The sequence below is a fragment of the Herminiimonas sp. NPDC097707 genome (assembly GCF_044761395.1).
Classification (GTDB): domain Bacteria; phylum Pseudomonadota; class Gammaproteobacteria; order Burkholderiales; family Burkholderiaceae_D; genus Oxalicibacterium.
In genome coordinates, this window is the sequence record NZ_JBIWCI010000001.1 from 2,293,321 (window position 1) to 2,316,636 (window position 23,316).

At 54.7% G+C, this 23,316-nt stretch carries 25 protein-coding genes; 10 read left to right on the forward strand and 15 right to left on the reverse strand.

Annotated elements, in window-relative coordinates:
- Positions 1-97: 97 nt before the first annotated feature.
- The 4 genes from ACIQW9_RS11145 to ACIQW9_RS11160 form a co-directional block, all read right to left on the reverse strand.
- Complete coding sequence (locus ACIQW9_RS11145; RefSeq protein ID WP_402336617.1) at positions 98-1,429, reverse strand: hemolysin family protein; 1,332 nt, start codon at positions 1,427-1,429, stop codon at positions 98-100.
- A gap of 126 nt (positions 1,430-1,555) precedes the next feature.
- Positions 1,556-1,774: a DUF2905 domain-containing protein gene (locus ACIQW9_RS11150; protein WP_041322805.1), complete on the reverse strand. Its 219-nt coding sequence runs from the start codon at positions 1,772-1,774 to the stop codon at positions 1,556-1,558.
- Between the two features lie 42 nt (positions 1,775-1,816).
- Complete coding sequence (locus ACIQW9_RS11155) at positions 1,817-2,011, reverse strand: DUF2905 domain-containing protein (RefSeq protein ID WP_402336620.1); 195 nt, start codon at positions 2,009-2,011, stop codon at positions 1,817-1,819.
- 53 nt (positions 2,012-2,064) lie between these two features.
- The gene (locus ACIQW9_RS11160; protein ID WP_402336623.1) at positions 2,065-3,225 is read right to left on the reverse strand and encodes a class I SAM-dependent methyltransferase; all 1,161 of its coding nucleotides are present in this window, start codon (positions 3,223-3,225) and stop codon (positions 2,065-2,067) included.
- 40 nt (positions 3,226-3,265) lie between these two features.
- On the opposite strand from ACIQW9_RS11160, the gene ACIQW9_RS11165 reads away from it, so the two are divergent.
- From ACIQW9_RS11165 to ttcA, 3 genes are read left to right on the forward strand one after another with little or no spacing between them, the layout of a single operon-like run.
- Positions 3,266-4,045 carry an SDR family oxidoreductase gene (locus ACIQW9_RS11165; protein ID WP_402336626.1) on the forward strand — a complete coding sequence of 260 codons (780 nt, stop codon included), beginning with the start codon at positions 3,266-3,268 and terminating at the stop codon, positions 4,043-4,045.
- 49 nt (positions 4,046-4,094) lie between these two features.
- Complete coding sequence (locus ACIQW9_RS11170; protein ID WP_402336629.1) at positions 4,095-4,490, forward strand: dihydroneopterin aldolase; 396 nt, start codon at positions 4,095-4,097, stop codon at positions 4,488-4,490.
- A 1-nt stretch (position 4,491) separates the two neighbouring features.
- Complete coding sequence (ttcA, locus tag ACIQW9_RS11175; protein WP_402336631.1) at positions 4,492-5,448, forward strand: tRNA 2-thiocytidine(32) synthetase TtcA; 957 nt, start codon at positions 4,492-4,494, stop codon at positions 5,446-5,448.
- A 66-nt stretch (positions 5,449-5,514) separates the two neighbouring features.
- Here ttcA and ACIQW9_RS11180 read toward each other — a convergent pair whose 3' ends face one another.
- Positions 5,515-6,408: a DUF6279 family lipoprotein gene (locus ACIQW9_RS11180; RefSeq protein ID WP_402336633.1), complete on the reverse strand. Its 894-nt coding sequence runs from the start codon at positions 6,406-6,408 to the stop codon at positions 5,515-5,517.
- Between the two features lie 9 nt (positions 6,409-6,417).
- Between ACIQW9_RS11180 and glmU the strand changes: the two genes are divergently transcribed.
- Positions 6,418-7,776 carry a bifunctional UDP-N-acetylglucosamine diphosphorylase/glucosamine-1-phosphate N-acetyltransferase GlmU gene (gene glmU / locus ACIQW9_RS11185; protein ID WP_402336636.1) on the forward strand — a complete coding sequence of 453 codons (1,359 nt, stop codon included), beginning with the start codon at positions 6,418-6,420 and terminating at the stop codon, positions 7,774-7,776.
- A gap of 71 nt (positions 7,777-7,847) precedes the next feature.
- Here the strand turns inward: glmU and ACIQW9_RS11190 are convergent, their stop codons facing one another.
- The gene (locus tag ACIQW9_RS11190) at positions 7,848-9,023 is read right to left on the reverse strand and encodes an MFS transporter (RefSeq protein WP_402336639.1); all 1,176 of its coding nucleotides are present in this window, start codon (positions 9,021-9,023) and stop codon (positions 7,848-7,850) included.
- Positions 9,024-9,146: 123 nt separating this feature from the next.
- Here ACIQW9_RS11190 and ACIQW9_RS11195 point away from each other — a divergent pair, with 123 nt between their 5' ends.
- Entirely contained in the window at positions 9,147-10,019 is an 873-nt protein-coding gene (locus ACIQW9_RS11195) for a LysR family transcriptional regulator (protein WP_402336641.1), read from the forward strand.
- Between the two features lie 29 nt (positions 10,020-10,048).
- Here ACIQW9_RS11195 and ACIQW9_RS11200 read toward each other — a convergent pair whose 3' ends face one another.
- A complete protein-coding gene (locus tag ACIQW9_RS11200) occupies positions 10,049-10,522 on the reverse strand; it encodes an Lrp/AsnC family transcriptional regulator (protein ID WP_402336644.1) in 474 nt (157 codons plus the stop codon).
- A 146-nt stretch (positions 10,523-10,668) separates the two neighbouring features.
- Here ACIQW9_RS11200 and glmS point away from each other — a divergent pair, with 146 nt between their 5' ends.
- Positions 10,669-12,486, forward strand: coding sequence for a glutamine--fructose-6-phosphate transaminase (isomerizing) (glmS, locus tag ACIQW9_RS11205; protein WP_402336646.1), 1,818 nt, complete (start codon positions 10,669-10,671; stop codon positions 12,484-12,486).
- A 276-nt stretch (positions 12,487-12,762) separates the two neighbouring features.
- On the opposite strand, the gene ACIQW9_RS11210 is transcribed toward glmS, so the two are convergent.
- From ACIQW9_RS11210 to ACIQW9_RS11235, 6 genes are all read right to left on the reverse strand, one after another.
- Positions 12,763-13,200, reverse strand: a complete 438-nt coding sequence (locus ACIQW9_RS11210; protein ID WP_402336648.1) for a universal stress protein — start codon at positions 13,198-13,200, stop codon at positions 12,763-12,765.
- A gap of 428 nt (positions 13,201-13,628) precedes the next feature.
- Entirely contained in the window at positions 13,629-14,390 is a 762-nt protein-coding gene (locus tag ACIQW9_RS11215) for an ABC transporter ATP-binding protein (RefSeq protein WP_402336651.1), read from the reverse strand.
- Positions 14,387-15,121 (reverse strand): ABC transporter ATP-binding protein, encoded by a 735-nt coding sequence (locus tag ACIQW9_RS11220; protein ID WP_402336654.1) that lies wholly within the window; start codon positions 15,119-15,121, stop codon positions 14,387-14,389. Before ACIQW9_RS11220 ends, ACIQW9_RS11215 begins: the two co-directional genes overlap by 4 nt.
- Positions 15,118-16,065 (reverse strand): branched-chain amino acid ABC transporter permease, encoded by a 948-nt coding sequence (locus tag ACIQW9_RS11225; protein WP_402336657.1) that lies wholly within the window; start codon positions 16,063-16,065, stop codon positions 15,118-15,120. Before ACIQW9_RS11225 ends, ACIQW9_RS11220 begins: the two co-directional genes overlap by 4 nt.
- A complete protein-coding gene (locus ACIQW9_RS11230) occupies positions 16,062-16,925 on the reverse strand; it encodes a branched-chain amino acid ABC transporter permease (protein WP_402336659.1) in 864 nt (287 codons plus the stop codon). The genes ACIQW9_RS11225 and ACIQW9_RS11230 overlap by 4 nt, the downstream gene beginning before the upstream one ends.
- A 12-nt stretch (positions 16,926-16,937) precedes the next feature.
- On the reverse strand, positions 16,938-18,149 hold the full coding sequence (locus ACIQW9_RS11235) for an amino acid ABC transporter substrate-binding protein (RefSeq protein WP_402336662.1): 1,212 nt from the start codon (positions 18,147-18,149) through the stop codon (positions 16,938-16,940).
- Between the two features lie 243 nt (positions 18,150-18,392).
- Here ACIQW9_RS11235 and ACIQW9_RS11240 point away from each other — a divergent pair, with 243 nt between their 5' ends.
- The 3 genes from ACIQW9_RS11240 to hpxZ are packed head-to-tail and all read left to right on the forward strand — an operon-like array spanning position 18,393 to position 20,129.
- Entirely contained in the window at positions 18,393-19,463 is a 1,071-nt protein-coding gene (locus ACIQW9_RS11240) for a tartrate dehydrogenase (RefSeq protein WP_402336664.1), read from the forward strand.
- A gap of 39 nt (positions 19,464-19,502) precedes the next feature.
- Entirely contained in the window at positions 19,503-19,718 is a 216-nt protein-coding gene (locus ACIQW9_RS11245; RefSeq protein ID WP_402336667.1) for a hypothetical protein, read from the forward strand.
- A gap of 27 nt (positions 19,719-19,745) precedes the next feature.
- Positions 19,746-20,129: an oxalurate catabolism protein HpxZ gene (gene hpxZ / locus ACIQW9_RS11250; protein WP_402336669.1), complete on the forward strand. Its 384-nt coding sequence runs from the start codon at positions 19,746-19,748 to the stop codon at positions 20,127-20,129.
- Positions 20,130-20,184: 55 nt separating this feature from the next.
- On the opposite strand, the gene ACIQW9_RS11255 is transcribed toward hpxZ, so the two are convergent.
- Positions 20,185-20,931: an AraC family transcriptional regulator gene (locus ACIQW9_RS11255; RefSeq protein WP_402336672.1), complete on the reverse strand. Its 747-nt coding sequence runs from the start codon at positions 20,929-20,931 to the stop codon at positions 20,185-20,187.
- A 119-nt stretch (positions 20,932-21,050) separates the two neighbouring features.
- Here ACIQW9_RS11255 and ACIQW9_RS11260 point away from each other — a divergent pair, with 119 nt between their 5' ends.
- Positions 21,051-22,220 carry an MFS transporter gene (locus ACIQW9_RS11260; protein ID WP_402336675.1) on the forward strand — a complete coding sequence of 390 codons (1,170 nt, stop codon included), beginning with the start codon at positions 21,051-21,053 and terminating at the stop codon, positions 22,218-22,220.
- Positions 22,221-22,481: 261 nt separating this feature from the next.
- Here the strand turns inward: ACIQW9_RS11260 and ACIQW9_RS11265 are convergent, their stop codons facing one another.
- Positions 22,482-23,225: a sulfite exporter TauE/SafE family protein gene (locus ACIQW9_RS11265; protein WP_402336677.1), complete on the reverse strand. Its 744-nt coding sequence runs from the start codon at positions 23,223-23,225 to the stop codon at positions 22,482-22,484.
- Positions 23,226-23,316: the final 91 nt, after the last annotated feature.

Sequence of the window (23,316 nt, forward strand, 5' to 3'; positions counted from 1 at the left end):
CGGCAATGTGGCGAATTTTCCGAAGCCCATAAAAAAGGCCGGAGTATCTCCGGCCTTTTTACATCTGATGCTTGTTCTGCAGAACAAGGATGCGAAATCAGTTTTCCTCGCCCGCAGCATTTTCTTCCTGCGGAGGATCAATTTTGGTAATTAACAAACGATCGATGCGATTGCGATCCATGTCGACCACCTCGATCCGGTAGCCTTCCCATTCAAAGGCATCCGACATTTGCGGGATATGGCCAAGGAAGGTCATCACGAAACCTGCCAGCGTGTGATAGGTGCCGGACGCTTCTTCCGGGAAGCGCACATCGGTTTCCAGCAATTCGCGGAAACGGTCGAACGATACGCCGCCATCGATCAGCCATGAACCGTCGTCGCGGCGCACGCCATCGACTTCATGATGCTCATCGATCACCGAGACGTCGCCGACCAGCGCGCCCAGCACGTCGCTGAGCGTCACTATGCCTTCGATTTCACCGTATTCATCGATCACCAGCGCCAGTTCAGCCCGGTTTTTCTTCAGTGTTTCCAGCAATTGCATCGCACTGATGGTTTCCGGCACAAACAGCGGCGGCCTGGTTGCCCCTTCGATATCCAGTGAGGTGATGGTCTTGCCGCGTATCATCTGTTCAAACAGGCTGCCCGCATGGACGATCCCGATGATGTGCGAAATATTGCCGCGACAGACAGGGAAACGGTTGTACGAGCTATCAGCAATTTTGGCCAGATTGGTTTCTATCGTATCTTCCAGATCGATGAAATGCACATCCAGTCGCGGCGTCATCAAGGCAGCCACGCGCTGATCATCCAGGCGCAGCGCGCGTGACACGATATCGTGCTCGGTTTTTTCAAACAGGCCGGCGTCGGTGCCTTCGCGGATCAGGCCGGCGATTTCTTCCTCTGTCACCGCATCGTCTTTCTTGTGATGCATGCCGAGTATGCGCAGGATGAATTCCGTGGTGCCGGTCAGGATTTTGACGAATGGCCCCATCAGGCGCGACAGCCACAACATCGGCGCAGCCACCACAGAGGCCACCACTTCCGGATATTGCATCGCGATGCGTTTAGGCACCAGCTCACCCAGAATCAGCGAGCCGAAGGTAATGCCGACCACGACGATGCCGAGCGCGATTTCGCGCGCATACATGGACAGAACCGGGATCAGGGCAATTTCCGGCGTCAGGCGTTCGACCAGCGATGCTTCGCCGAATGCACCGTTGAAAATGCCTATCAGTGTGATGCCGACCTGGATGGTAGAGAGAAAACGGCTGGGACTGTCAGAAAGATCGAGTGCGGCCTTGGCGCCGCGGCTGCCGTTTTCTACTAATTTTTGGAGACGAATGCGTTTGGAGGTTACGATCGCAATTTCGGACATGGCAAAAACGCCATTGACCAGGATCAAACCCAGGATAATTAATATGTCCACTACTAAGGGAACCCGCGGTTACACCCGCCAGCCCTACTGTTAATAAGTCGTGAATCATAACATTAGCACGGGTCACCACACGAAAATGGCGGAATTTTTAGCTAACGGCAGGGATTTTCGGCCAAATCAGCAAAACGCACAGGTGCGCTTGACCACTTCGGCAATCAGGAAGGCGAGCGCCGACCACAGCACGGTCGAACCGAAGGGCAGAACGAAAATACGGTCGAGAAGTTTGAATTGGACGTCACCTATGATGCGACCTACGCCCACTTTTACGAGTATCCACGGCAGCAGCGCGTAAAAAACGGTCAGCCCCAGGAAAATTACTGCAACCCAGCGAATCATTGTGCATCCTCCGCAGAGTGAAAAAATTGTTTCCCGCTGTATTCACAGCAGGCGCGCCAGCAAAAAAACCAGCATCGACAACAGCACCGTCGAAGCAAACGGCAGAAATATCTTCTTGCCGAACAGGGTAAAACGTATATCGCCCGGCAATTTGCCGACACCGAATTTTTCCAGCCACGGCAAGGCGGCGGAAAACACGATCACGGCAAGAAAGATAACAAGAAACCAGCGCAACATGGGCAGCTTTCAAGATGCTGTTACAGCCGCAACACGTGCCGGCATCTTACATTTTAAAGTCGGTGACTTTGATCCATGCGATCGAACTGATCCGGCAATTGCACGCCCAGGCCGACCACCAGCACTTTGAACAACTCACCCATTTCTGCCGGCGAGGTCAGTTTTTGCACCGCATTGGCCTTCGGCAGATAGACTCGTGCATCCGCAGGCGAAGTCTGCAGCAAGCGGTCTCCCAGCCCTGCTGCCAGCAAAAATGCCGCCTGACTCATGTAACCAACCATTTCCAGTCCGCTACGCACCGCTGCGTAAGCCATGGCGGTGAAATCGACATGCGCGGTAATGTCCTGCAAACCGGGGAGGTAAAACGGATCGGGGTGCGCATGATGGCGATAGTGGCACATCAGCGTGCCTTCGCTGCGCTGATCCAGATAGTATTCGCTGGCCGGGAAACCATAGTCGAACAATATTGCCGCCCCGCCCTTGCCCGACTGCTCCAATCCGGCCGCGAACATCTCCGCCAGCGTGCCCACGAAGCCGGCGGCCACAGGATGCACTTCCGTCAAATAGCCGACCGGCAAATTCGCCTCGTCCGGAATTTGCGCCACCAGCGCCGCATCGCATGGCCGATCTGCATAGACAAATTTGTCATCCGTGTAAGCGACGCCGCGCTCCAGCCACGCATGCTCGCCTTTGACCACCAGCGAAACCGGCATCGCATCCAGTACTTCATTGCCCAGCACCACACCGGAAAACGCAGGCGGAAAATCGTCCAGCCAGCTTACCTGCGGGAATCCGGCCAGCAACTGCTGCTGGCGCGCACGCAATTCACCTGACAATTCGACAATTGCATAATGTTCAAGATGGATGCCGGCAGCTGCGCATTCGGTCAGAATATCCAGTGCCAACTTGCCGGTACCGGCGCCGAACTCCAGAATCTGCGGCGCGCTCTGCCTCATCAGATCGCCAGCCGCGTGAGCCAGCGTTTCACCAAAAAGCGACGTGATTTCCGGTGCGGTTGTAAAATCACCGTCTTTGCCAAGTTTTGCCGCACCGCCACTGTAATAACCGAAATCGGGCGCATACAGCGCCAACTCCATGTAACGGGCGAAAGAAATCCAGCCATCATGCCGGCGAATTTCTTCAGCGATCAGGTTCTGGAGCTTATGCGACGCGGCCAGCGCGTCCGGGATAGGTTGAGGCAGTTGCAGTTGCATGGCGTTATTGTAGAGAAATCAGCGGAACACACAAGCACCCATGTCCACAGACAAACAGACAGAGTCGAGAAAAACAGCCCTCGTTACCGGCGGCGCCCGCCGTATCGGACGCACCATCGCGCTCGCGCTGGCGCAACGCGGCTGGGATGTGGTCGTGCATTACGCCCGTTCAGCCGATGACGCACGCGCCACCGTTGCCGACATACAGGCACTCGGGCAGCGTGCGATTGCGCTGTCTTGCGACTTGAACGATGAAACCGCAGTCAAGTTGCTGCTGCGCCGCGCTTCGGCGCAATTGGGGCCGATTTCCTGCGTAGTTAACAACGCTTCGCTGTTCGATTACGACAGTGCCGCCGATTTTTCCACCGCCTCGCTGGATGCGCACATGCATGTGAATCTGGTGGCGCCGGTATTGCTGGCGCAAGCTCTTTACGAAGCCACGCCCGCGCACGGGCAAGCGGTCGTCGTTAATCTGCTCGACCAGAAACTGTTCAATCTGAATCCGGATTTTTTGTCCTACACGCTGTCGAAAGCCGCACTGCACAGCGCCACCACTATGCTGGCGCAGGCACTGGCGCCGAAGGTGCGCGTGGTTGGCGTGGCGCCGGGGATTACGCTGGTTTCCGGCGACCAGAGTGAAGCAGAATTCGCGCGCGCCCACAAAGTTACCCCGCTGGGCCGCTCCAGCACACCGGGCGACATCGCCGCCGCCGTGTGTTTTGTCGCCGAGGCGCCAGCCATCACCGGCACCACACTAGTAGTCGATGGCGGTCAGCATCTGCTTCCCTTGCAGCGCGATGTCATGTTTGTCGCATCCTGATTTCGTCTTATTTTTCGCAGTACAACCGGTTTATTTACCTTCAAAAATTATGAATTCCTTTCTTTTCCATCCACAGCTCGCCGATTGTCGCCGTCTGTTCCTGAGCAATTACGAAGTACAGATCAATATCGGCGTGCACGAGTTTGAAAAGAAAGGCGAGCAGCGCGTGCTGATCAACGTCGATCTATTCATCCCGCTGACCGAATCGACACCGAGTGCCGATACGCTGGACGAAGTCGTCGATTACGATTTCATGCGCAGCACGATAGCCAAACGCATGGAACAAGGCCATATCCATTTGCAGGAAACCTTGTGCGACGACGTGGTCAAAGCCATGCTGGCGCACCCAAAGGTACGCGCCGTACGCGTTTCAACTGAAAAGCCCGACGTCTATCCCGATTGTGAATCGGTAGGCGTTGAGGTATTCCGTATCAAGGGGAATTAAGGTGTCGCAATCCGCAATCAATGAAGCGGCCATTTCTGCACCGGCAGAAACCGCTGCCGCGCTGAGCTTCAAGCAGGGCGAAAAAATCGTCTACGAAAACAACAAGCTGCACAAACGCCTGTGCCGCCAGGTCGGTCAGGCCATCGGCGACTTCAACATGATAGAAGACGGCGACAAGATCATGGTCTGCCTGTCGGGCGGCAAGGATAGTTACGCCTTGCTGGACATTCTGATGACGCTGCGCGAACGTGCGCCGATCAAGTTCGATATTGTTGCCGTCAATCTGGATCAGAAACAGCCGAACTTCCCCGATCACATCCTGCCGGCCTATCTGAAAAAACTGGATATTCCTTTCCACATCGAGAATCAGGATACCTATAGCATCGTCAAGCGCCTGATCCCTGAAGGCAAGACAACTTGCTCGCTATGCTCGCGCCTGCGGCGCGGCATTTTGTATCGGGTGGCAGATGAATTGGGCGCAACCAAGATCGCGCTCGGCCATCATCGCGACGACATCATGGAAACTTTTTTCCTGAATATGTTCTTCGGCGCGAAGATCAAGGGCATGCCGCCAAAACTGCAATCGGACGATGGCAAGCACATCGTGATCCGTCCGCTGGCGTATGTGAAGGAAGCGGATACCGAACGTTATGCGCAGATCAAGAGTTTCCCCATCATTCCATGCGATCTGTGCGGCAGCCAGGAAAACCTGCAGCGCAAACAGATCAAGAACATGCTGCGCGAATGGGAGAAAAAACATCCCGGCCGCGTCGACAATATTTTCTCGTCGCTCTCGACCGTGGTGCCTTCGCATTTGATGGATAGCAATTTGTTCGGCTTTGCAGATTTGCAAGTCACTGGTGAAGCCAGCGCACATGGTGATATCGCTTTTGATGAGGAACCATGTTCGACCGGCAGCACCATCTCCAGCGTGATACCACTACGCGTAGACGACTGAACTTGCAATTTGCCATTCCCTTTCAACGGGAATGGCGATGCAGCGCTTACCACTCGTCCGCGATTATTAGACCGCAAGTTTGTTGAAGTCATTCATCCAATCCTGCAGGGTCTGCACAAAATAGCCCTTTTGCCTGGGCGTCGCCATGTGCATGATGCTTGCCACCATCGCGGTCGTGGCGGTCGTCGACTCATCAAAAAAAACCTGATGCTGTTTGTTACCAAAACGATCCACGGTTGCCGCAGTAAATTTCTTCAGCATGGCAATCGTGGCTTCCCTGCCCGGCTTTTCAGTCTGGATTTTCTTTAATAGCGCAATCAGTTCCTGCTGTCTGTGTACGCGATCCTGCATCAGCAAATCATTGTTGAGGGGACGCGCATCCGATGCCATACGGATTTTCGCTTCCTGCTCCCTGCTGAAATTACCAAACCAGTATTCCGCCTGCTTGAGCGCCTTCTTGTAGCGGAATTCCTGACGCGATGCGATATCGCCATGCAGATATTCACTGCGGAACTTGTCGTTGGATTTGGAAAATTTCTTTTCGATGTTGGCGATCTGTTCCGCGTTGAGCGAAAGCGCCAGATCTGCCAGCTCGGGCGCAGCCCGATCGGCAATCATCAGTACCCGCGTTTTGGCATCGTTATAGTCGCCCATCAAATCGGCCGCAGTCACCGTGCCCAGGTCGCGATGCTGCATGCGGCTGATCAGACGCACATATTCTTTCAACTGCGTCTTGCGATGCCAGGCAAACACCTGATCGATGTGGTTTTTGGCCCACGGCTTTTGCTCGCTGTCGAAATCGACATAGCTATTGAGCCACCAGTAGGAAATGGTTTCACCATTGTTGTAACCCAGCCGCGCCGCACTGCAGGCAAGGAGCGTGACGGTCAGGCAAAGAATTGCTGCTTTTTTTGCAAGAGGGCCGAAGGGACGCGTGATAAAATTTTGGATTCTTTTCACTGGCTTCCTATGAATATAGTCATTCTTGCTGCAGGCATGGGTAAGCGCATGCAATCCGCGCTGCCGAAAGTACTGCATCCACTGGCGGGCAAGCCGCTGCTGTCCCACGTCATCGATACGGCGCGGCAACTCTCGCCATCCACACTATGCGTCATCTACGGTCACGGCGGTGAACAGGTCCCGCAACTGCTGCAAAGCAAGGATTTATCGTTTGCCAAACAGGAACCGCAACTTGGCACCGGCCACGCCGTCATGCAGGCAGTGCCGCAACTGAACGACAATGCGCCTACGCTGATTCTGTACGGCGACGTCCCATTGACGACGGCTGCTTCACTGCAACGTTTGTTGGACATCGCAGGCTCCGATAAGTTAGGCATCTTGACGGTTGATCTGGACAAGCCGACCGGCTACGGCCGCATCGTCCGTGAAAACGGCGCCATCACGCGCATCGTCGAACAAAAAGATGCCAATGAGCAGGAACGCGCCATCCGCGAAGTCAACACCGGCATCATCGTTGCGCCTACAGCCAAAATGAAAAAATGGCTCGCCAATCTCTCCAACAAGAATGCACAAGGCGAGTATTACCTGACCGATATTGTGGCCAGCGCAGTCGCCGATGGCGTGCAAGTCGTTTCCGCCCAACCCGACCACGTGTGGGAAACCCACGGCGTCAACAGCAAAGTCCAATTGGCCGAACTGGAACGCGTGCACCAGAACAACATTGCCCACGCATTACTCGAACAGGGTGTGACGCTGGCCGATCCGGCGCGCATCGATGTACGCGGTACGCTGACTTGCGGACGCGATGTGAGTATTGATGTCGGCTGCATATTTGAAGGCGACGTTACCTTGGCAGACGGCGTACGTATCGATGCATATTGCGTGCTGCACAATACGACTGTCGGTGCGCAAACCCACATTCGTCCCTATAGCCATTTTGAAGGTGCAACCATCGGCACCGCCTGCATCATCGGCCCTTACGCACGCCTGCGTCCCGGCGCCGTACTGGCGGAAGATGTGCATATCGGCAATTTCGTCGAAGTCAAAAACAGCGACATCGCCGCGCACAGCAAAGCCAATCATCTGACCTACATCGGCGATTCCACCATAGGTTCGCGTGTCAATATCGGCGCCGGCACCATTACCTGCAATTACGATGGTGTGAACAAATCGCGCACCATCATCGAGGACGATGTGTTCGTCGGCAGCGCGACGCAGTTGATTGCACCGATACTCGTAGGCAAGGGTTCGACTATCGGCGCAGGGACTACGCTGACAAAAGACGCACCTGCCGACAAGCTGACCGTGTCACGTGCGAAGCAGATTACGGTTGAAGGCTGGCAGCGGCCGCTCAAGAACAAGAAATAATCCATCACCATACGGAATAGGCTCAGAAGAAATTTTGAAATAAAAAATCGGGCTCAAGCCCGATTTTTTATTTAATGCGCAATATGCATTTCGGTATATTTCCTGCCGAAATACAGTTGTACTCCAATTGCCAATAACGACAATGCAAAACCCATCGCGCACACGCCGGGCCAGCGCCAGTTATTCCAGGCAATATTGCCCATCACAGAACCAATGCCGCCGCCGATAAAACGGGTAACGCTGTAGACAGTATTCACACGCCCCATCGCTTCGCTTTTCAACGCAAAGTTGCGCGTCATGTTGGAAACATGGCCGGACTGCATACCCAGATCCAGCAACACCACACCCGCAGCGAGTCCGAGCAGTCCGTAGCCGACGACGCCAAACACCAGATAGGCCGCAATGAAAGCGACACTGCTTAACATCACCGTCAAACGGGCGCTGCTGCGATCCGATAATTTACCGGCATACGGAGCAGCAATTGCGCCCACCACGCCGACGATTCCAAACATGCCGGCAACATCACTGCCGTATGCCTGCGACAAACTGTGCACATGAAATACCAGCGTCGTCCAGAATGCGCTGAAGGCGGCAAACTGCAGCGCTGCCACTAGCGATGTCTCCCGCAACACTGCTTGCGTGCGCACCAATACCCACATCGACTGCAACAACGATTTATAACTACCGTGAAAAGTCGGCGGCCCTTGCGGCAAGGTACGCCCCACCAAAAAGAACAATGCAATCATCAATACAGCGGCGATCCAATACATTGCCTGCCAACCCAGATATGCGCCGACAAAACCCGCAATCGTGCGTGACAGCAAAATGCCGGTCAGCAAACCGCCCATCACTATTCCAACCACGCCTCCGCGCTCTTTTGGTTCCGCCAACTGTGCGGCGAAAGGCGTCATCAATTGCGGCACGATGCTAGTGAAACCGACCGCAAACCCGGCCGCAATTAACAGGGATATCGATGGTGCCAATGCAGTCGCAAGCAATGCGCAAGTCGATGCCAGCAGCATGACGCGAATCAGGCGACGTCTTTCCAGCATGTCGCTCAAGGGCAGAAATAGCAGCATGCCAAACGCATAACCGAATTGCGTCAGGGCCGCCACTGCGCCGGCCGATTTTTCCGTCACACCAAACGTGCGTGCAAACTCGACCAATAGCGGCTGATTGTAATAATTGTTGGCGACTACCACGCCGCCGGTAATGGCCATGATCCAGACCGTTGATTTACGCACCATCTGCTCCTCTGAATTTCATTTGATGAAAACAGTCTATGCGCGCATCAATCATAATGAAAATACTATATTTATAGATTACTCATACCTATAAAATATGAAAAATTCCAATTTCAAGGATGTGTAATGGATATCCGGCAACTCAAATACTTCATGGCCATAGCCGAAGAAGGCCAGATCAGCCGTGCGGCCAAACGTCTGCACATGGCGCAGCCGCCGCTCAGCCTGCAATTGAAAATATTGGAAGAAAAACTCGGCGTACAACTGATAGAGCGCAATACCAAAAGCCTGTGCCTGACCGAAGCCGGCCACGCTTTGTATCAGCGCGCTGAACAGATTGTCGGCCTGGTCGATACGACAACGAAGGAAATCCGCGAATTTGATCAGGGCTTACGCGGCACGCTGGCGATCGGCAGTCCGCCCGGCATCGGCCATCTGTACATGCCGTCACGCATCGCCGACTTTCACGCACACTACCCGGACGTTAATTTTCAATGGCGCGAAGGCAATACCTATCGCGTGCTGGAATTGCTGAATTCGCGTGTGATCGAGGTCGGCATCGTACGCCTGCCGATCGACAGCAACACTTACGAACTCAAGCCGCTACTCAAGGAACCCTGGGTTGCCGTCGTGCGCGCAAGCGAAGGGCAGTTGAAACCTCCGACCATCACATTACCGGAACTGGCGCGTGAACCGCTGTTGCTGATGCAGCGTCAGCAAGGCATTTTTTGTCACGACATGGTGTGGGATGCGTTGCGTGCAGCCAAAGTCGAACCCACAGTATTCTGCGAAAGCGACAATGTCATGGCACTGCTGACGCTGGTGGAATTGGGTCTGGGGGCTGCCATCATTCCGCGCTCAGCTGCCGCGCTCAAACCCAGCACAGCGCTACACATGATGGAAATTACCGACTGCAAGCTGGAATCGGCCGTCGCGATTACCTGGCTCAAGGGCCAGCGTTTGTCGGCTGCGGCAAAACAGTTTCTGGAAATGTTCTGACTTAAGAGAGCAAGTACAAGAGAGACGTATCAGACATCAATACGTGTTTCAAACTTGCTGCGATGGATGGAGAAGAAGCTTTTGACGTTACGTACGTTCGCATGCGCAGCGAACAGACGATGTGCCAGCGCATGATAAGCCGGCATATCCGCCACCTGCACTACCAGCACGAAGTCAGATCCCGGCGATACGCGATAGCACTGAAGCACCGCACTCTCATTCGCCACCAAGGCCTCGAATTCCACTTGCCGCTCGGCGGCCTGATTATCCAGGGTGATTTCCACTATCGCTGTCAGGCGCGCACCCACCATCTGCGGCGCCACGATGGCGACCTGCCGCTCGATCACGCCCGCCTCCACCATACGCTTCACGCGACGCAGGCAAGTCGGCGGCGAAGCATGCACCGCAATCGCCAAATCGTTATTGGTCTGTGATGAATCCGCCTGCAATGCATTCAGGATGCGACGATCCAATTCATCCAGCACCACTGCCTCATCGCTCATTTAAAAAATACTCCATGTATTTGAATTTATATTTCACGCCCAATGACTCAAGAAATACTATACCAATAATGATTAAATTTAGAAATCTTATTTCACACCCATTCCACTAGTATTTGCCCATCCATTCCAAATACACGAGGTAAGTCATGTGCGGTATCGTCGGCGCAGTCGCTCAACGTAACATCACCCCCATTCTGGTCGAAGGACTCAAGCGCCTTGAATATCGCGGCTACGATTCCTGTGGCGTGGCCTTGCATGTAGACGGCCAGCTACAACGCGCACGTAGCACCGCGCGCGTAGCCGAACTGGAAAAACAGATCGAGAAAACGCAATTAGCCGGCTTTACCGGTATTGCACACACACGCTGGGCCACACATGGCGCACCTGCCTCGCACAATGCACATCCGCATTTTTCGCGCGACCGCATCGCGCTCGTCCACAACGGCATCATCGAGAACCATGACGAATTACGCGCCGAACTGGAAGCGATCGGCTATGTGTTCGAAAGCCAGACCGATACCGAAGTCATCGCCCATCTGGTCGATCACCTCTATACAGGCGATCTGTTCGAAACGGTGCAAATGGCCGCCAAGCGACTGGCAGGTGCATTTGCAATCGCCGTCTTCAGTCGCGATGAACCGCATCGCGTGGTCGGTGCACGGCGTGGCTCGCCGCTGATCGTCGGCGTCGGCAACGGCGAAAACTTTCTCGCTTCCGACGCATTGGCACTGGCTGGCACCACCGACCAGATCATTTATCTGGAAGAAGGTGATGTCGTTGACCTCCAACTGCAACGCGTATGGATCGTTGATGCCAACGGTAAGCAAGTAGAACGCGAAGTCAAAACCGTGCATGCTCACACCGGCGCCGTCGAGCTTGGCCCGTATCGTCATTACATGCAGAAGGAAATCTTCGAGCAACCGCGCGCCATCGCCGACACGCTGGAAGGCATCAGCGCCATCACGCCGGATATTTTTGGCGACCAGGCATTTGCCACATTCAGAAAAATCGACTCGGTTCTGATCCTCGCTTGCGGCACCAGCTACTACTCCGGCATGACCGCCAAGTACTGGATAGAAGCCATCGCCGGCGTCCGCTGCGATGTCGAAATCGCCAGCGAATACCGCTACCGCGTCAGTGTGTCGAATCCGAACACATTGGTCGTCACCATTTCGCAAAGCGGTGAAACCGCCGACACGCTAGCCGCGTTACGTCATGCACAAGCACAAGGCATGCAACACACACTGACGATCTGCAACTCCGCCACCAGTGCGATGGTGCGTGAGTGCGCACTAGCCTACATCACGCGTGCCGGAGTCGAAGTCGGTGTCGCCTCGACCAAAGCCTTCACCACGCAACTGGCCGCGCTATTCCTGTTGACGCTAGCGCTAGCACAAGTCAAAGGTCGTCTGAGCGAAGAAAAAGAAGCATCCTTCCTGAAAGAAATGCGTCATCTGCCAGTTGCCATCGGCTCCGTACTCGCGCTGGAACCGCAGATCATCGCGTGGGCAGAAGCCTTTGCCCGCAAAGAAAATGCACTGTTCCTCGGTCGCGGCATCCACTATCCAATCGCACTCGAAGGCGCACTCAAACTCAAGGAAATTTCCTACATCCACGCCGAAGCGTATCCGGCTGGCGAGCTCAAACACGGCCCGCTCGCACTCGTCACGGAAGAAATGCCGGTCGTCACCATCGCCCCGAACGACTCGATGATTGAAAAGTTAAAATCCAATATGCAGGAAGTGCGTGCACGCGGTGGAGAACTCTACGTCTTCGCCGATGGCGATTCACGTATTACTTCAGGTCCGGGCCTGAACGTGATTCGCCTGCCGGAACATTACGGCTTGCTGTCGCCTATTCTGCATGTGATTCCGTTGCAATTACTGGCGTATCACACCGCGCTGGCACGCGGCACCGACGTTGACAAGCCTCGTAATCTGGCAAAATCAGTCACGGTTGAGTAGACAGGCATTCCTGGGCGACACGTGCTGCTCACAACAATTAAAGTTTAAGACAGCAAGTCTGAAACAAAAAATGGCTAGGACAATGATTGTTCTAGCCATTTTTTATGGGCACTGCAGTCGGGAGAATCGCAAAGCGCCAGTGCTTGTTGATTTGCATCGAAAACTGATTCACTTAGCCGCATAATTTGCATTCAACATTGCTCCGCATTCAGAATGCAATCCTGCTTGTCAAGATGGTCAGGAGATATCCAAACGATTGAGCATCTCTCGAAATACTCATCGATACACCAAAACAGGTATTTTGCTATGTACGAGAACCTTTTGAGTTTCGCTGCCAATTAGAAATCCTTGAATACCCTTGCGACCATGCGATGCCATCGTGATCAAATCGCATTGCTCATCTTCTGCAGCCTTAATGATCGCCTCATAGGGATGTTCATTTATTACATGCAGCAATGTTGCTGTTACGCCGGCTTCTTTCGCCTGGTCGCGGATCACGGACAGAAATTTCTCTGCGTGAGCCAAACCGTATTTCGCAAAATCTCCACTACTATCTGCCAGCATTTCAGCCTGCCATGTGAAGGTATGGTATTCCGGAATGACATACAAACCGGTCACTTTGGCGCCCAGAGTCTTGGCGAGCGATATGCTCTTTTGAATGGCAATTTCAGACAAAGGAGAACCATCGGTCGGAAGTAAGATGTGTGTGAACATTTTATTCTCCTGTTGTGATTGCATTTTCAGTCTAGGATTTCTTTGCACTTTTTCAACATGAGAGTTTATTTTTCAACTTTTCATTGTTGATGTGCAACGGAAACTGTCCATGCTTAAACACAATTCGACTTGTCAGGATGAGCAGAAATTGGGGTAAGCAGCCTACTTTGAAACGAATGCACATTGATTTGCGTGCACTGGAATTGGAGGGGTGTATGGCCGTACGACAAGCTTGATTACGCAGGAAACTGGAAGGATAAAGAGGAAGCAAATCTCACTTGAACAAACAAGCAATATTCTGTTGCGGATTTTTCCAGCGCAAATTCAGTAGTCTTGTTGTACTTCTCTAACAATTAGTCTCCGACTTTAATTGCCGAGAACAACAACTGATCTGCCAAATGCTGAAACATCTTGCGGCAACAGCACAACTAAACACCCAAATAAGCACGCTGTACCGCTGGATCATCGATCAGCACCCTGGCCAAGCCCTCATGCACAATGCGACCGGTTTCCATCACGTAGCCACGATCGGCTCCAGACAAGGCCAGTTGCACATCCTGTTCGACCAATAGCACCGTCACACCATCACGCTGTATCGCAGCCAGTATATCCATCAGCTGATTCACCACTACCGGCGCCAGACCGAGGCTCATTTCATCGATCATCATCAAGACCGGCTTGGCCATCAGGGCACGCGCCATCGCACACATCTGCTGTTCGCCGCCCGACATATTTCCGGCCAGTTGCCGCCGCCGTTCTGCCAGACGCGGGAACAAGGCATACATGCGCCCCAGATCGCGCATCAGTTCCGCCTTGTCGCGACGCTTGTAACTTCCCATCAGCAGATTGTCCTGCACCGACATCCGGTCGAATAGCTGACGCCCCTCCGGCACCTGCACCAGACCGAGGGCAAATACCTGATCCGGCGTCATGTTCACCAGTTCACGCCCGCTCAACTGGATGCTGCCGCTGCAGGCCAGCATGCGCGACAGCGCTCGCAGCAGCGTCGTCTTGCCGGCGCCGTTGCTACCGACCAGGGCGACCATTTCTGCTTGGTAGATTTCCAGGGCAATGTCATGCAGCACCGGCATTTCGCCATAGCCGGCGGACAGTCCTTCGACTTTCAGCAAGGGCGCACGATGCAGCATCTCGTGCTTCTCCTCATGCGATTCATCTAGCACGGCATTCATTCGCGCTTCCTTCCCAGATACGCCTGGATCACTGCCGGATCCGACAGCACCGCATCCGGCGTACCTTCGGCGATTTTTTCACCGTGATGCAGCACCAGCAAACGATCGGACAAGCTCTTGATTGCCTTGATCACATGTTCGATCACCAGAATGCTGATGCCTTGCGACCGCACCTTGCGGATGACCTCGATCACTTCTTCAATTTCGACATGGTTCAGGCCCGCCATCACTTCATCGCATAGCAAAACTTTCGGTTGCATCGCCAGCGCTTTCGCCAACTCCAGACGCTTGCGCCCCGGGCCGCCGAGTTCATCTGCGCGCTGATCGACATTGCGCCCCAAACCGACGAAATCGAGACAGGCGCGCGCCTGTTCACGTGCCAGCCCCAGTTTCGCTTGCCCGCCGCCGCGTCCGAACAAGGCGCCGACGGCGACATTGTCCAACACCGACAAACCCGGAAACGGCCGCATGATTTGAAATGTGCGGCCGATGCCTAATCGCGCCCGGCGATACGCCGGCACAGCAGTAATCGACTCACCCTGAAACAGCACATCGCCGGAGCTGGGAGCCAGCGTGCCGCTGATCAGACTGACCAGCGTGGTCTTGCCGGCACCGTTGGGGCCGATCAAGCCGAGGATTTCACCTTCCGCCAAGGAGAAGTCGACGTCGTTGACGGCGATCAGACCGGCAAAGCGCCTGGTTACATTGCGAACTTCCAGTAGCGTGCTCATAGTCGATGCGATCGAATGTTTTCAATGAAATAGCGCCAGCCGACCTTGCGAAAACGCCGCAACATGTCGGCCAGCCCACGCGGCATCAACACTACCGCGACGACAATCACAATGCCGAAGAACAGGCCGGCAATGCTGGTCACTTCACTCGACAGAATTTCTGAAATGGCGGACAGCGACAAGGCGCCGACGATAGGTCCGAATATTGTCCCGGCGCCGCCGAACACCGCCATGATGATCATCTTGACGTTGAGGCTGATATCGAAGGCGCTCACCGGATCAAGAAAGGTGATCCAGTAAGTGTGTATGCCGCCGGCCAGCGCACTGAATACACCCGACAGCGCGAACGCCAATACCTTGTACAAGGTGGTGTTGACGCCCATCACGGCGGCACCTTCTTCGTTTTCGCGTATCGCGATCAAGCCAAAACCGAAGCGGCTGCGCGTCAGCCAGAAAATCGTCAGCGTCGTGATCGCCAGCAAACCCAGCGACAATTCGTAAAACAAGGGATCGTTATTCAGTGGCGGCAACACCAGGCCGATATTCTGGCCGGCCACACTGATGTTGGAAACGATGGCCGTCATCACCTGCGACAGGGCCAGCGTCGCAATCGCGAAATAGTGACCGCGCAGACGCAGCACCGGCAAACCCAGCAGTACCGCGAATAGCACCGCCAGCACCACACCGAACACCATTCCGACACCGAACGGCAGATGCCATTGCACCATCGCAATCGCCACGCCATAACTACCCAGACCGAAGAACACGGAGTTGCCGAACGACGCGTAACCGGTATAGCCGCCGATGATATTCCAGCCCTGTGCCAGCACCGCCAGCAACAAGGCGTTGATGCCAAACTGCACCAGCACGTCTGAACCGTACCAAGGCACGCCAGCCAGAATCACTACTGCGACCACGACCAAAGCGATGCGCAATCCTTTCACGCGGCTCTCCCCAACAAACCACTAGGACGCAGTATCAGTACCAACACCAGAATACCGAAACTGGCGACATCGGAATACGTCGGGCCGATATAAAGCGCCGTCAGCGATTCCACTATCCCCAGAAACAAGCCGCCAACCAGTACCCCAAGCGGATTGTCGAGGCCGCCGATAATCGCAATCGCGAACGACTTGGCAGTCAGCGTGGCACCTATGTAGGGATTGATCTGCGACACGGTGCCATACAATCCGCCGGCAGCACCGGCCAGCGCAAGACCGAGCGCAAAGGTGGTGGCATACAGATGACGTGGCTCAACCCCGTACAGACGCGCCGCCAGCAGGTTTTGCGCAGTGGCACGAATCGCCATGCCAAGCCGTGTATGCAGCAAGAACAGCCACATACCCACCGTCAATATAATGGCAGCGCCAAAAGCGGCCAGTCGTACCACCGGCACGACAACCGGCCCCCATTGCAGACTGTTACCGGCATAGCTGGGATTGATCGTGCGGAAATCGGCCGAGAACATGATTTGTGCCAGATAGGTCAATACCACTTCCAGCCCGAAGGTGATCAGCAGGGTATTGAACATCGGCGCGCGTATGACCAGATTCAGCAGGCCGCGCTGCAATACATAGCCGAATGCGTACATGACCAGCGCAGTGAGCGGCAAGCCGACGAAGGGGTCGATATGCAGGTAAGTGTAGAGATACCAGGAAGCGTAGGCGCCCAGCATGATGAATGCGCCGTGTGCCAGATTGACGATGTTGAGCACACCCCACACCAGCGCCAGGCCAAGCGCCATCACGGCATACAGTCCACCTAACAGTACCCCGTTGACGAGGATTTGCGCGAGCAGGTCCATGGCAGGCCGCCCTTACTTACGCGCATTCCAGGCCGGCATCGGATATTTCGGTTGCTTGACAAAACCTTTCGCGTTGTAGACTTCGACCAGATCATTGCCTTGCACTTGAATCACTACCTGCGGCAAATCTATCTGTCCGTTTTGATTGAAGGCAATCGGGCCATACAGGCTGTCGAATTTCACCTTCGCGAGCGCATCGCGCACTTTCTGCGGATCCATGCTGTTGGCATCTTCCATCGCCTGCACCAGCGCTTCTACATCGGCCACACCGGAGGCGGCATGGTAATCGGGATCGTAGCCATATTTGGCCTTGTACTCTTTCGCGAACTGCGCAGCATCACCGAACCAGCGATCTTTAAGCAATGGCGATGGCAACCACGCCGTCATGCCGAATGCGTAATCAGCATCCGAACCGAGTGCCTTGCGGAAATCTTCACTGGGCACGCCAACGGTAAATGAGTAGATCTTCGGTGCCACTGCCAGGCTCTTGGCTTGCCGTACGAAATTCAGAATTTCGGTTTCGTGCCCGGCCACCAGAACGACATCGACATTTTTGCTTTTGATTTGCGACAGCAGGGAATTGAAATCAGTGGCATTCGTGCTGTAGCGCTCATCCATCACGATATTAAAACCGGCCTGCTTCAGTTTCGGCCGCGTGCCCTCCGCCACCGATACGTCGAACGCATCGTCGGCATACAGCAGTGCTACTGTTTTCGGCACTGGCTTCAGCACTTTCAACATGTCTATCGTGCTGCCGAAATAATTACTGGCGGGTGCCAAGGTGCCGAAAATATATTTGAATTGGCGCGTGAAAATCTGGTCGGAAGCACCGCCACCCTGCACCATCGGCACTTTATATTTTTCCGACACGGCAGAATCGGCCAGTGCAAAATTGCTGGCGAACGGCCCGAGCAGAAGATTGACTTTGTCCTGCGTGATCAATTGCGTGTACTGACGCACACTCAGGTTGACGTCGGACTGATTGTCATACAGCTTCAGTGCCAGTCGATGTGGCTGGCCAGCGATTTTGACACCACCTGCGGTATTGATCTTGTCGATCGCAAGTTGATAGGCATCGCGGTAATAGCGCCCGGTATTGGCAACCGGCCCGGTCAACTGCACCGATGCACCGAGCACGACATCCTGCGCCAGAGCCGCGGCAGGAGCCGCGAAGAGCAGGGAAATCAGTAGTCCTGAAAATAAACGAAAAGATGTGAGTAACATGGGTTACCTTCTTTCTTGTGCACTTCAGATACTGCAGAGAATCAGATTAGGTCTAGATACTCCATCAGTCAAGGTAGATTTCATATACTTGTTTTGATGACAGCTCTATGCGATCAATGATGCATCTGCAGCCATGCCCGCGCTTCAATGTGTCAGAAATGAATACAATGACGAGCACATCATCGGTCCCGAATAACGGCCCTTCAAGTAGTTTAATTTTAAATTTCTGATTTTTAATTACACATGAACCCATCATTCAACATCGCGATCATCCCCGGCGACGGTATCGGCAAAGAAGTCATCCCTGAAGGCTTGCGTGTGCTGGATGCCGCAGCAAAGCGCTTCGACATACACCTCGAATACAAGCACATAGCATGGGCCAGTTGCGACTACTACGCGCAAACCGGGAAGATGATGCCCGACGACTGGAAGCAGCAGCTGCAAGGCTGTGATGCCATTTATTTCGGTGCGGTCGGCTGGCCGGCCACCGTGCCCGACCATGTCTCTCTATGGGGTTCGCTGCTGAAGTTCCGGCGTGAATTCGATCAGTATGTCAATTTGCGACCGGTGCGCCTGTTCGAAGGCGTGCCTTGCCCGCTCGCCAATCGCAAGCCGGGCGATATCGATTTTTATGTGGTGCGCGAGAACACCGAAGGCGAGTACACAGCAATCGGCGGCATCATGTACGAAGGAACCGAGCGTGAACTCGTGCTACAGCAATCGGCATTTTCACGCAGGGGGACCGACCGCATATTGAAGTATGCGTTCGAGCTGGCGCAAAGCCGTGCACGGCGACGCCTGACTGTCGCAACCAAATCCAACGGCATCGCGATCAGCATGCCATGGTGGGATTCTCGCGCAGACAATATGGCCAAAGATTATCCGGACATCACAGTAGATAAACAGCATATCGATATCCTTGCCGCGCGCTTCGTCCTGCAACCGGATCGCTTCGATGTCGTCGTCGCATCCAATCTGTTCGGCGATATCCTGTCCGACCTCGGCCCCGCATGCACCGGGACCATGGGTTTGGCGCCATCGGCCAATCTGAACCCGGAACGCATATTCCCGTCCCTGTTCGAGCCGGTGCACGGTTCTGCGCCTGACATTTACGGCCAGAACATCGCCAATCCGATCGCCATGATCTGGTCTGGCGCACTGATGCTGGATTTTCTTGGGCAACGCGCAGCGCACGATGCGATACTCGATGCCATCAAGAACGTCCTGGCACATGGTCCGCGCACTCCCGATCTGGGCGGCAATGCAAAAACTGCAGACATCGGCATGGCTATTGCCGCTGCTGTCGCCGGCTAGTTAACGGCGAGCTGAAAGTACGAAAAACAAGAGAAATGCATGGAACAAGATGATTTAATCGAACGCCTGACCATCCTGGAATATGCGATCAGGCAATCAATGACGGTACGGGAAGATCAGGACGAAACAGCCGATCCGCAACACAGAGAGGAAGCCGGATGCTGCGGCATATCTGTTGACGCCGCCGTTACCAAAGGCGATCTCCTCAACGCAGCGCAGACTCTGGTTCGCGCAACGCGGAAACAATCACAATAGGGCTAGCCCTATTTTTCTTCTGACTATATGGAACATGAAATCAATTTGCCTGACGTCGTTGCCGAAGTGACTGCTGCATTCATGCGTTATGAAGCAGCGCTAACGAGCAATGATGTCGCCGTGCTGGATGAATTATTCTGGAACAATCCTTCGACACTGCGTTACGGCGCCGGAGAAAATCTTCTCGGTTACGAAGCAATACGCGCGTTTCGACTGGCACGTCCATCGAAGGGATTGGAACGTGACTTGATGAACACCGTCATCACCACCTACGGTCGCGACTACGCCACTGCCAATACCGAATTCACGCGCAAGGGTGAAGTGCGCATCGGGCGCCAAAGCCATACCTGGCTGCGGCTGCCGCAAGGCTGGCGCATAGTCGCAGCACACGTGTCATTGATGTCGGCATAAGGAAGTCGCACATATTTGTTCCGGGGTATTGCACAAGTCTTGCGCAATACCTCCCTCAATTCTTTCCACCCGACCGCCGCACCATTTCGCCAGGCGTCATCCCCATGATCTGGCGAAATGCATGACCGAATGCAGCAACGCTGCTAAAGCCCAGTTGCGCCGCAATTTGCTTGATCGACGTCGGCTCGCTGCCCAGCGCCTCCACCGCAGCCATGATGCGTGCACGTTGTCGCCATTCCTTGAATGTCAGATTGGTTTCTGCCGGAAACAATCGCGTGATCGTGCGCGCCGATGCGCCGACGGTGTGTGCGAATATTTCCAGTTCGAGGTTGCTGGCGGGGTCGGCCAGGATCATATCGGCAACGCGACGTGCGCGCGGATCGGTGGGCAAAGGCATGAACGTCGCCGCATCCTCATCCTCCGCGAGCTCAAACAATGCAAGTTCGATCAGCAAATCGAGACGTTTGGGATGCGAGTCCTGCTTGAACGCTGCGAGGATCGCTTCGCGCAGCAGCGGCCCGACTGCGACCACAAACTCGTGCGCCAATCTTGGCGCTTCAGGATGTTTTGCAAGCCAATCTGCAGGAACCAGCAGCGCACGCATTTCGATATCGGCCAGCACATCGACCGCATGCTCGATACCCGGCGGTAGCCAGACTGCGCGCGCAGACGGCACCAGCCACCGGCCTTTGGGGGTCGTCACCTGCATGATGCCGCTGGAAGCGAACAGCAGTTGCGCCTCGCGATGCACGTGCAATCCCAGGTGGGTGCCGCGCGGATAAGAGGTGGCGCCGATGATCATTTATTCCCCATGCATTCCAAAAACACGTCTCAATTTGGCGCCTAAGCGATGTTAATTGTCTGCCAGTCGATGAACAGTCAGATTAACCTAAGCGCACTCTTTTTGGAAAGGTCCTGTTCGTGAACAATCCTCGCACCGTCATCGCCTACATCAACATCGCTCACTTCATCGATCATTACGCCATGCTGGTGTTCGCTGCAGCGGTCATCGTGATGGCGCCGGTTTTCGACATGCGCTATGCCGACTTGCTGCCGTATGCGACGCCCGGCTTTATCGCGTTCGGTGCCGGCTCTCTGCTCACAGGATGGCTGGGCGACCGCTGGAGCCGACGCCACATGATGGTGATTTTCTTTATCGGCATCGGCCTGGCAATGATGTCCGTGGGCTTAACGCAGACGCCGCAACAACTCAGTATCGCTCTGCTGGCAGTCGGCCTGTTCGCCGCGATCTACCATCCGGTGGGTACCGCAATGCTGGTTTCGCATGCCGACAAGCTCGGGCGGGAAGTCGGTATCAACGGTGTGTGGGGCAATTTTGGCGTGGCATCGTCGGCGTTCGTTACAGGCGTCGTTTGCGAATACATAGGCTGGCGCTGGGCATTTGCGTTGCCGGGGCTGGCGGCAATCGCGATTGGCGTTTTCTTCGCAGGCAAGGTCAAACATGAAGCACGCGGCAGTCGCAAGGCGAGCAGTCATGCCTCCGCCCGCGTATCGAAAGAAGCAATGTGGCGCGTCATCGCCGCACTCGTCATCACCATCATCGCCAGCTCCACGACTTTTAATGCAATCACCGTCGCCTTGCCAAAATTATTTTCTGAACGCCTGTCTGATCTGACGAGCAATACCGCATTGCTCGGCGTGATCGTTGCAGGTACGTATATGTTCGGCGCATTCGCGCAATACACCATCGGCCATCTGCTAGACAAACATTCGCTCAAGACCGTGTTCCTGCCACTCGCGCTACTGCTTGCGCCACTGCTTTTCTTCGGTGCGGCCTTGTCCGGCATTCCGCTGATACTGGTCTGCATCGGCATCATCATCGGCACCTTTGGACAAGTGACAGTCAATGACGCCATGATAGGAAAATACACCAGCGACGAATGGCGCGCCCGTGCTTACTCCCTGCGTTACTTTCTCGGATTTACTGCTGCGGGCGCATCAGTCGGACTGGTCGCATCGCTACACGAACACGGCGGATTTACCTTGATGCTGCAGGCATTGGGAGCATTGTGCGTACTGGTTATTCTGGGCGCGATTACATTCCCAGGCGAAGATCGTTCGCCGACCTGAGCGAGTCAAACGTATCGAATAACTGCTTATTTTTTGACGCTGCGTTTTTTGAGATGATCAACGATATCGACAGCAAGGTAGAGGCCGCCGAATACCCAGAGCGGCAGCGCAACACAGCATACGGCGTAAAGGAAGAAATCCATCGTTACCTCGCGAGTGATTTCTTATCATAGCGCAGGTTTCTGCTTTATGGGATAGGGTTGTTTCATCTGTCACACACTTACGGGACAAGCGGCATCCGATAAATGTGAGGCCTATGGATTAGGCCAGCAATACCCATGCGAACCAGCCGCCTACAGCGAGCAGCACTATGGACACCATGCGCTGTAGTTGCCGCACATCCAATCCGGCCGCAGCACGCTGCCCGAAAAACGCTCCTATCAGCATGAGCAAGCCGCCAATGAGCGCAAGCCGGAAATCGAGCCGCCCTTCCAGTGCATGGACTGCACTGCTGGCGAGCGCTACCGGCAACTGGATGGCTTGCGCCGCAACGATGGCGAATGAAACAGGCTGGTGCATCAGCATCAAAAGCGGAATGATCAATACCGGACCGCCGGTACCGGTAAGTGCCGATCCGCATCCGACCAGTACACCCATCACGAACAAAACCGGAATGTTCAGGGGATCAGCAGGTTTTGCAGCGATAGCCGGCGATTGCAATCCGCGCCATCCGGCGAACAGAACCAGCAGCATGACACCCATCATCAACGTCCTGGCAGACAGCCAGTGCACGGTCAGCGCGCCGACAACGGCACCGACCAAGGCGCCTATCAGCAGTGGGATACAGCGGATGACCAATTCCCGCTGGCGCAGCATAGGCTTCAAGGCAACCAGCGCCGGCAATGCAAATCCCAGAGATGCCGCTGCAATTGCCTGCGGCAATGAAACAGCGCCAAAATTGGTCAGCACCGGAACCAGCAATACACCGCCTATACCACTGGCGCCTATCAGCCCACCGATCAACAGCACGGCAGGCAACATGATCCATGCACCGGCCATCAGCATGCAGCGGCACTCATGTGAGGTCGATACCCATCATCAACTACGTTACGCAAAAATAGGTGTGTAATAAAGCCGCCGGTTTCTTTTAATTTCA

Coding starts and splice junctions, on each gene's coding strand:
- ACIQW9_RS11150 (WP_041322805.1), bottom strand. CDS start 1,774: ATGATTCGCTGGGTTGCAGTAATTTTCCTGGGGCTGACCGTTTTTTAC.
- ACIQW9_RS11155 (WP_402336620.1), bottom strand. CDS start 2,011: ATGTTGCGCTGGTTTCTTGTTATCTTTCTTGCCGTGATCGTGTTTTCC.
- ACIQW9_RS11160 (WP_402336623.1), bottom strand. CDS start 3,225: ATGCAACTGCAACTGCCTCAACCTATCCCGGACGCGCTGGCCGCGTCG.
- ACIQW9_RS11165 (WP_402336626.1), top strand. CDS start 3,266: ATGTCCACAGACAAACAGACAGAGTCGAGAAAAACAGCCCTCGTTACC.
- ACIQW9_RS11170 (WP_402336629.1), top strand. CDS start 4,095: ATGAATTCCTTTCTTTTCCATCCACAGCTCGCCGATTGTCGCCGTCTG.
- glmU (WP_402336636.1), top strand. CDS start 6,418: ATGAATATAGTCATTCTTGCTGCAGGCATGGGTAAGCGCATGCAATCC.
- ACIQW9_RS11190 (WP_402336639.1), bottom strand. CDS start 9,023: ATGGTGCGTAAATCAACGGTCTGGATCATGGCCATTACCGGCGGCGTG.
- ACIQW9_RS11195 (WP_402336641.1), top strand. CDS start 9,147: ATGGATATCCGGCAACTCAAATACTTCATGGCCATAGCCGAAGAAGGC.
- ACIQW9_RS11200 (WP_402336644.1), bottom strand. CDS start 10,522: ATGAGCGATGAGGCAGTGGTGCTGGATGAATTGGATCGTCGCATCCTG.
- glmS (WP_402336646.1), top strand. CDS start 10,669: ATGTGCGGTATCGTCGGCGCAGTCGCTCAACGTAACATCACCCCCATT.
- ACIQW9_RS11210 (WP_402336648.1), bottom strand. CDS start 13,200: ATGTTCACACACATCTTACTTCCGACCGATGGTTCTCCTTTGTCTGAA.
- ACIQW9_RS11215 (WP_402336651.1), bottom strand. CDS start 14,390: ATGAATGCCGTGCTAGATGAATCGCATGAGGAGAAGCACGAGATGCTG.
- ACIQW9_RS11220 (WP_402336654.1), bottom strand. CDS start 15,121: ATGAGCACGCTACTGGAAGTTCGCAATGTAACCAGGCGCTTTGCCGGT.
- ACIQW9_RS11230 (WP_402336659.1), bottom strand. CDS start 16,925: ATGGACCTGCTCGCGCAAATCCTCGTCAACGGGGTACTGTTAGGTGGA.
- ACIQW9_RS11235 (WP_402336662.1), bottom strand. CDS start 18,149: ATGTTACTCACATCTTTTCGTTTATTTTCAGGACTACTGATTTCCCTG.
- ACIQW9_RS11240 (WP_402336664.1), top strand. CDS start 18,393: ATGAACCCATCATTCAACATCGCGATCATCCCCGGCGACGGTATCGGC.
- ACIQW9_RS11245 (WP_402336667.1), top strand. CDS start 19,503: ATGGAACAAGATGATTTAATCGAACGCCTGACCATCCTGGAATATGCG.
- hpxZ (WP_402336669.1), top strand. CDS start 19,746: ATGGAACATGAAATCAATTTGCCTGACGTCGTTGCCGAAGTGACTGCT.
- ACIQW9_RS11255 (WP_402336672.1), bottom strand. CDS start 20,931: ATGATCATCGGCGCCACCTCTTATCCGCGCGGCACCCACCTGGGATTG.
- ACIQW9_RS11265 (WP_402336677.1), bottom strand. CDS start 23,225: ATGCTGATGGCCGGTGCATGGATCATGTTGCCTGCCGTGCTGTTGATC.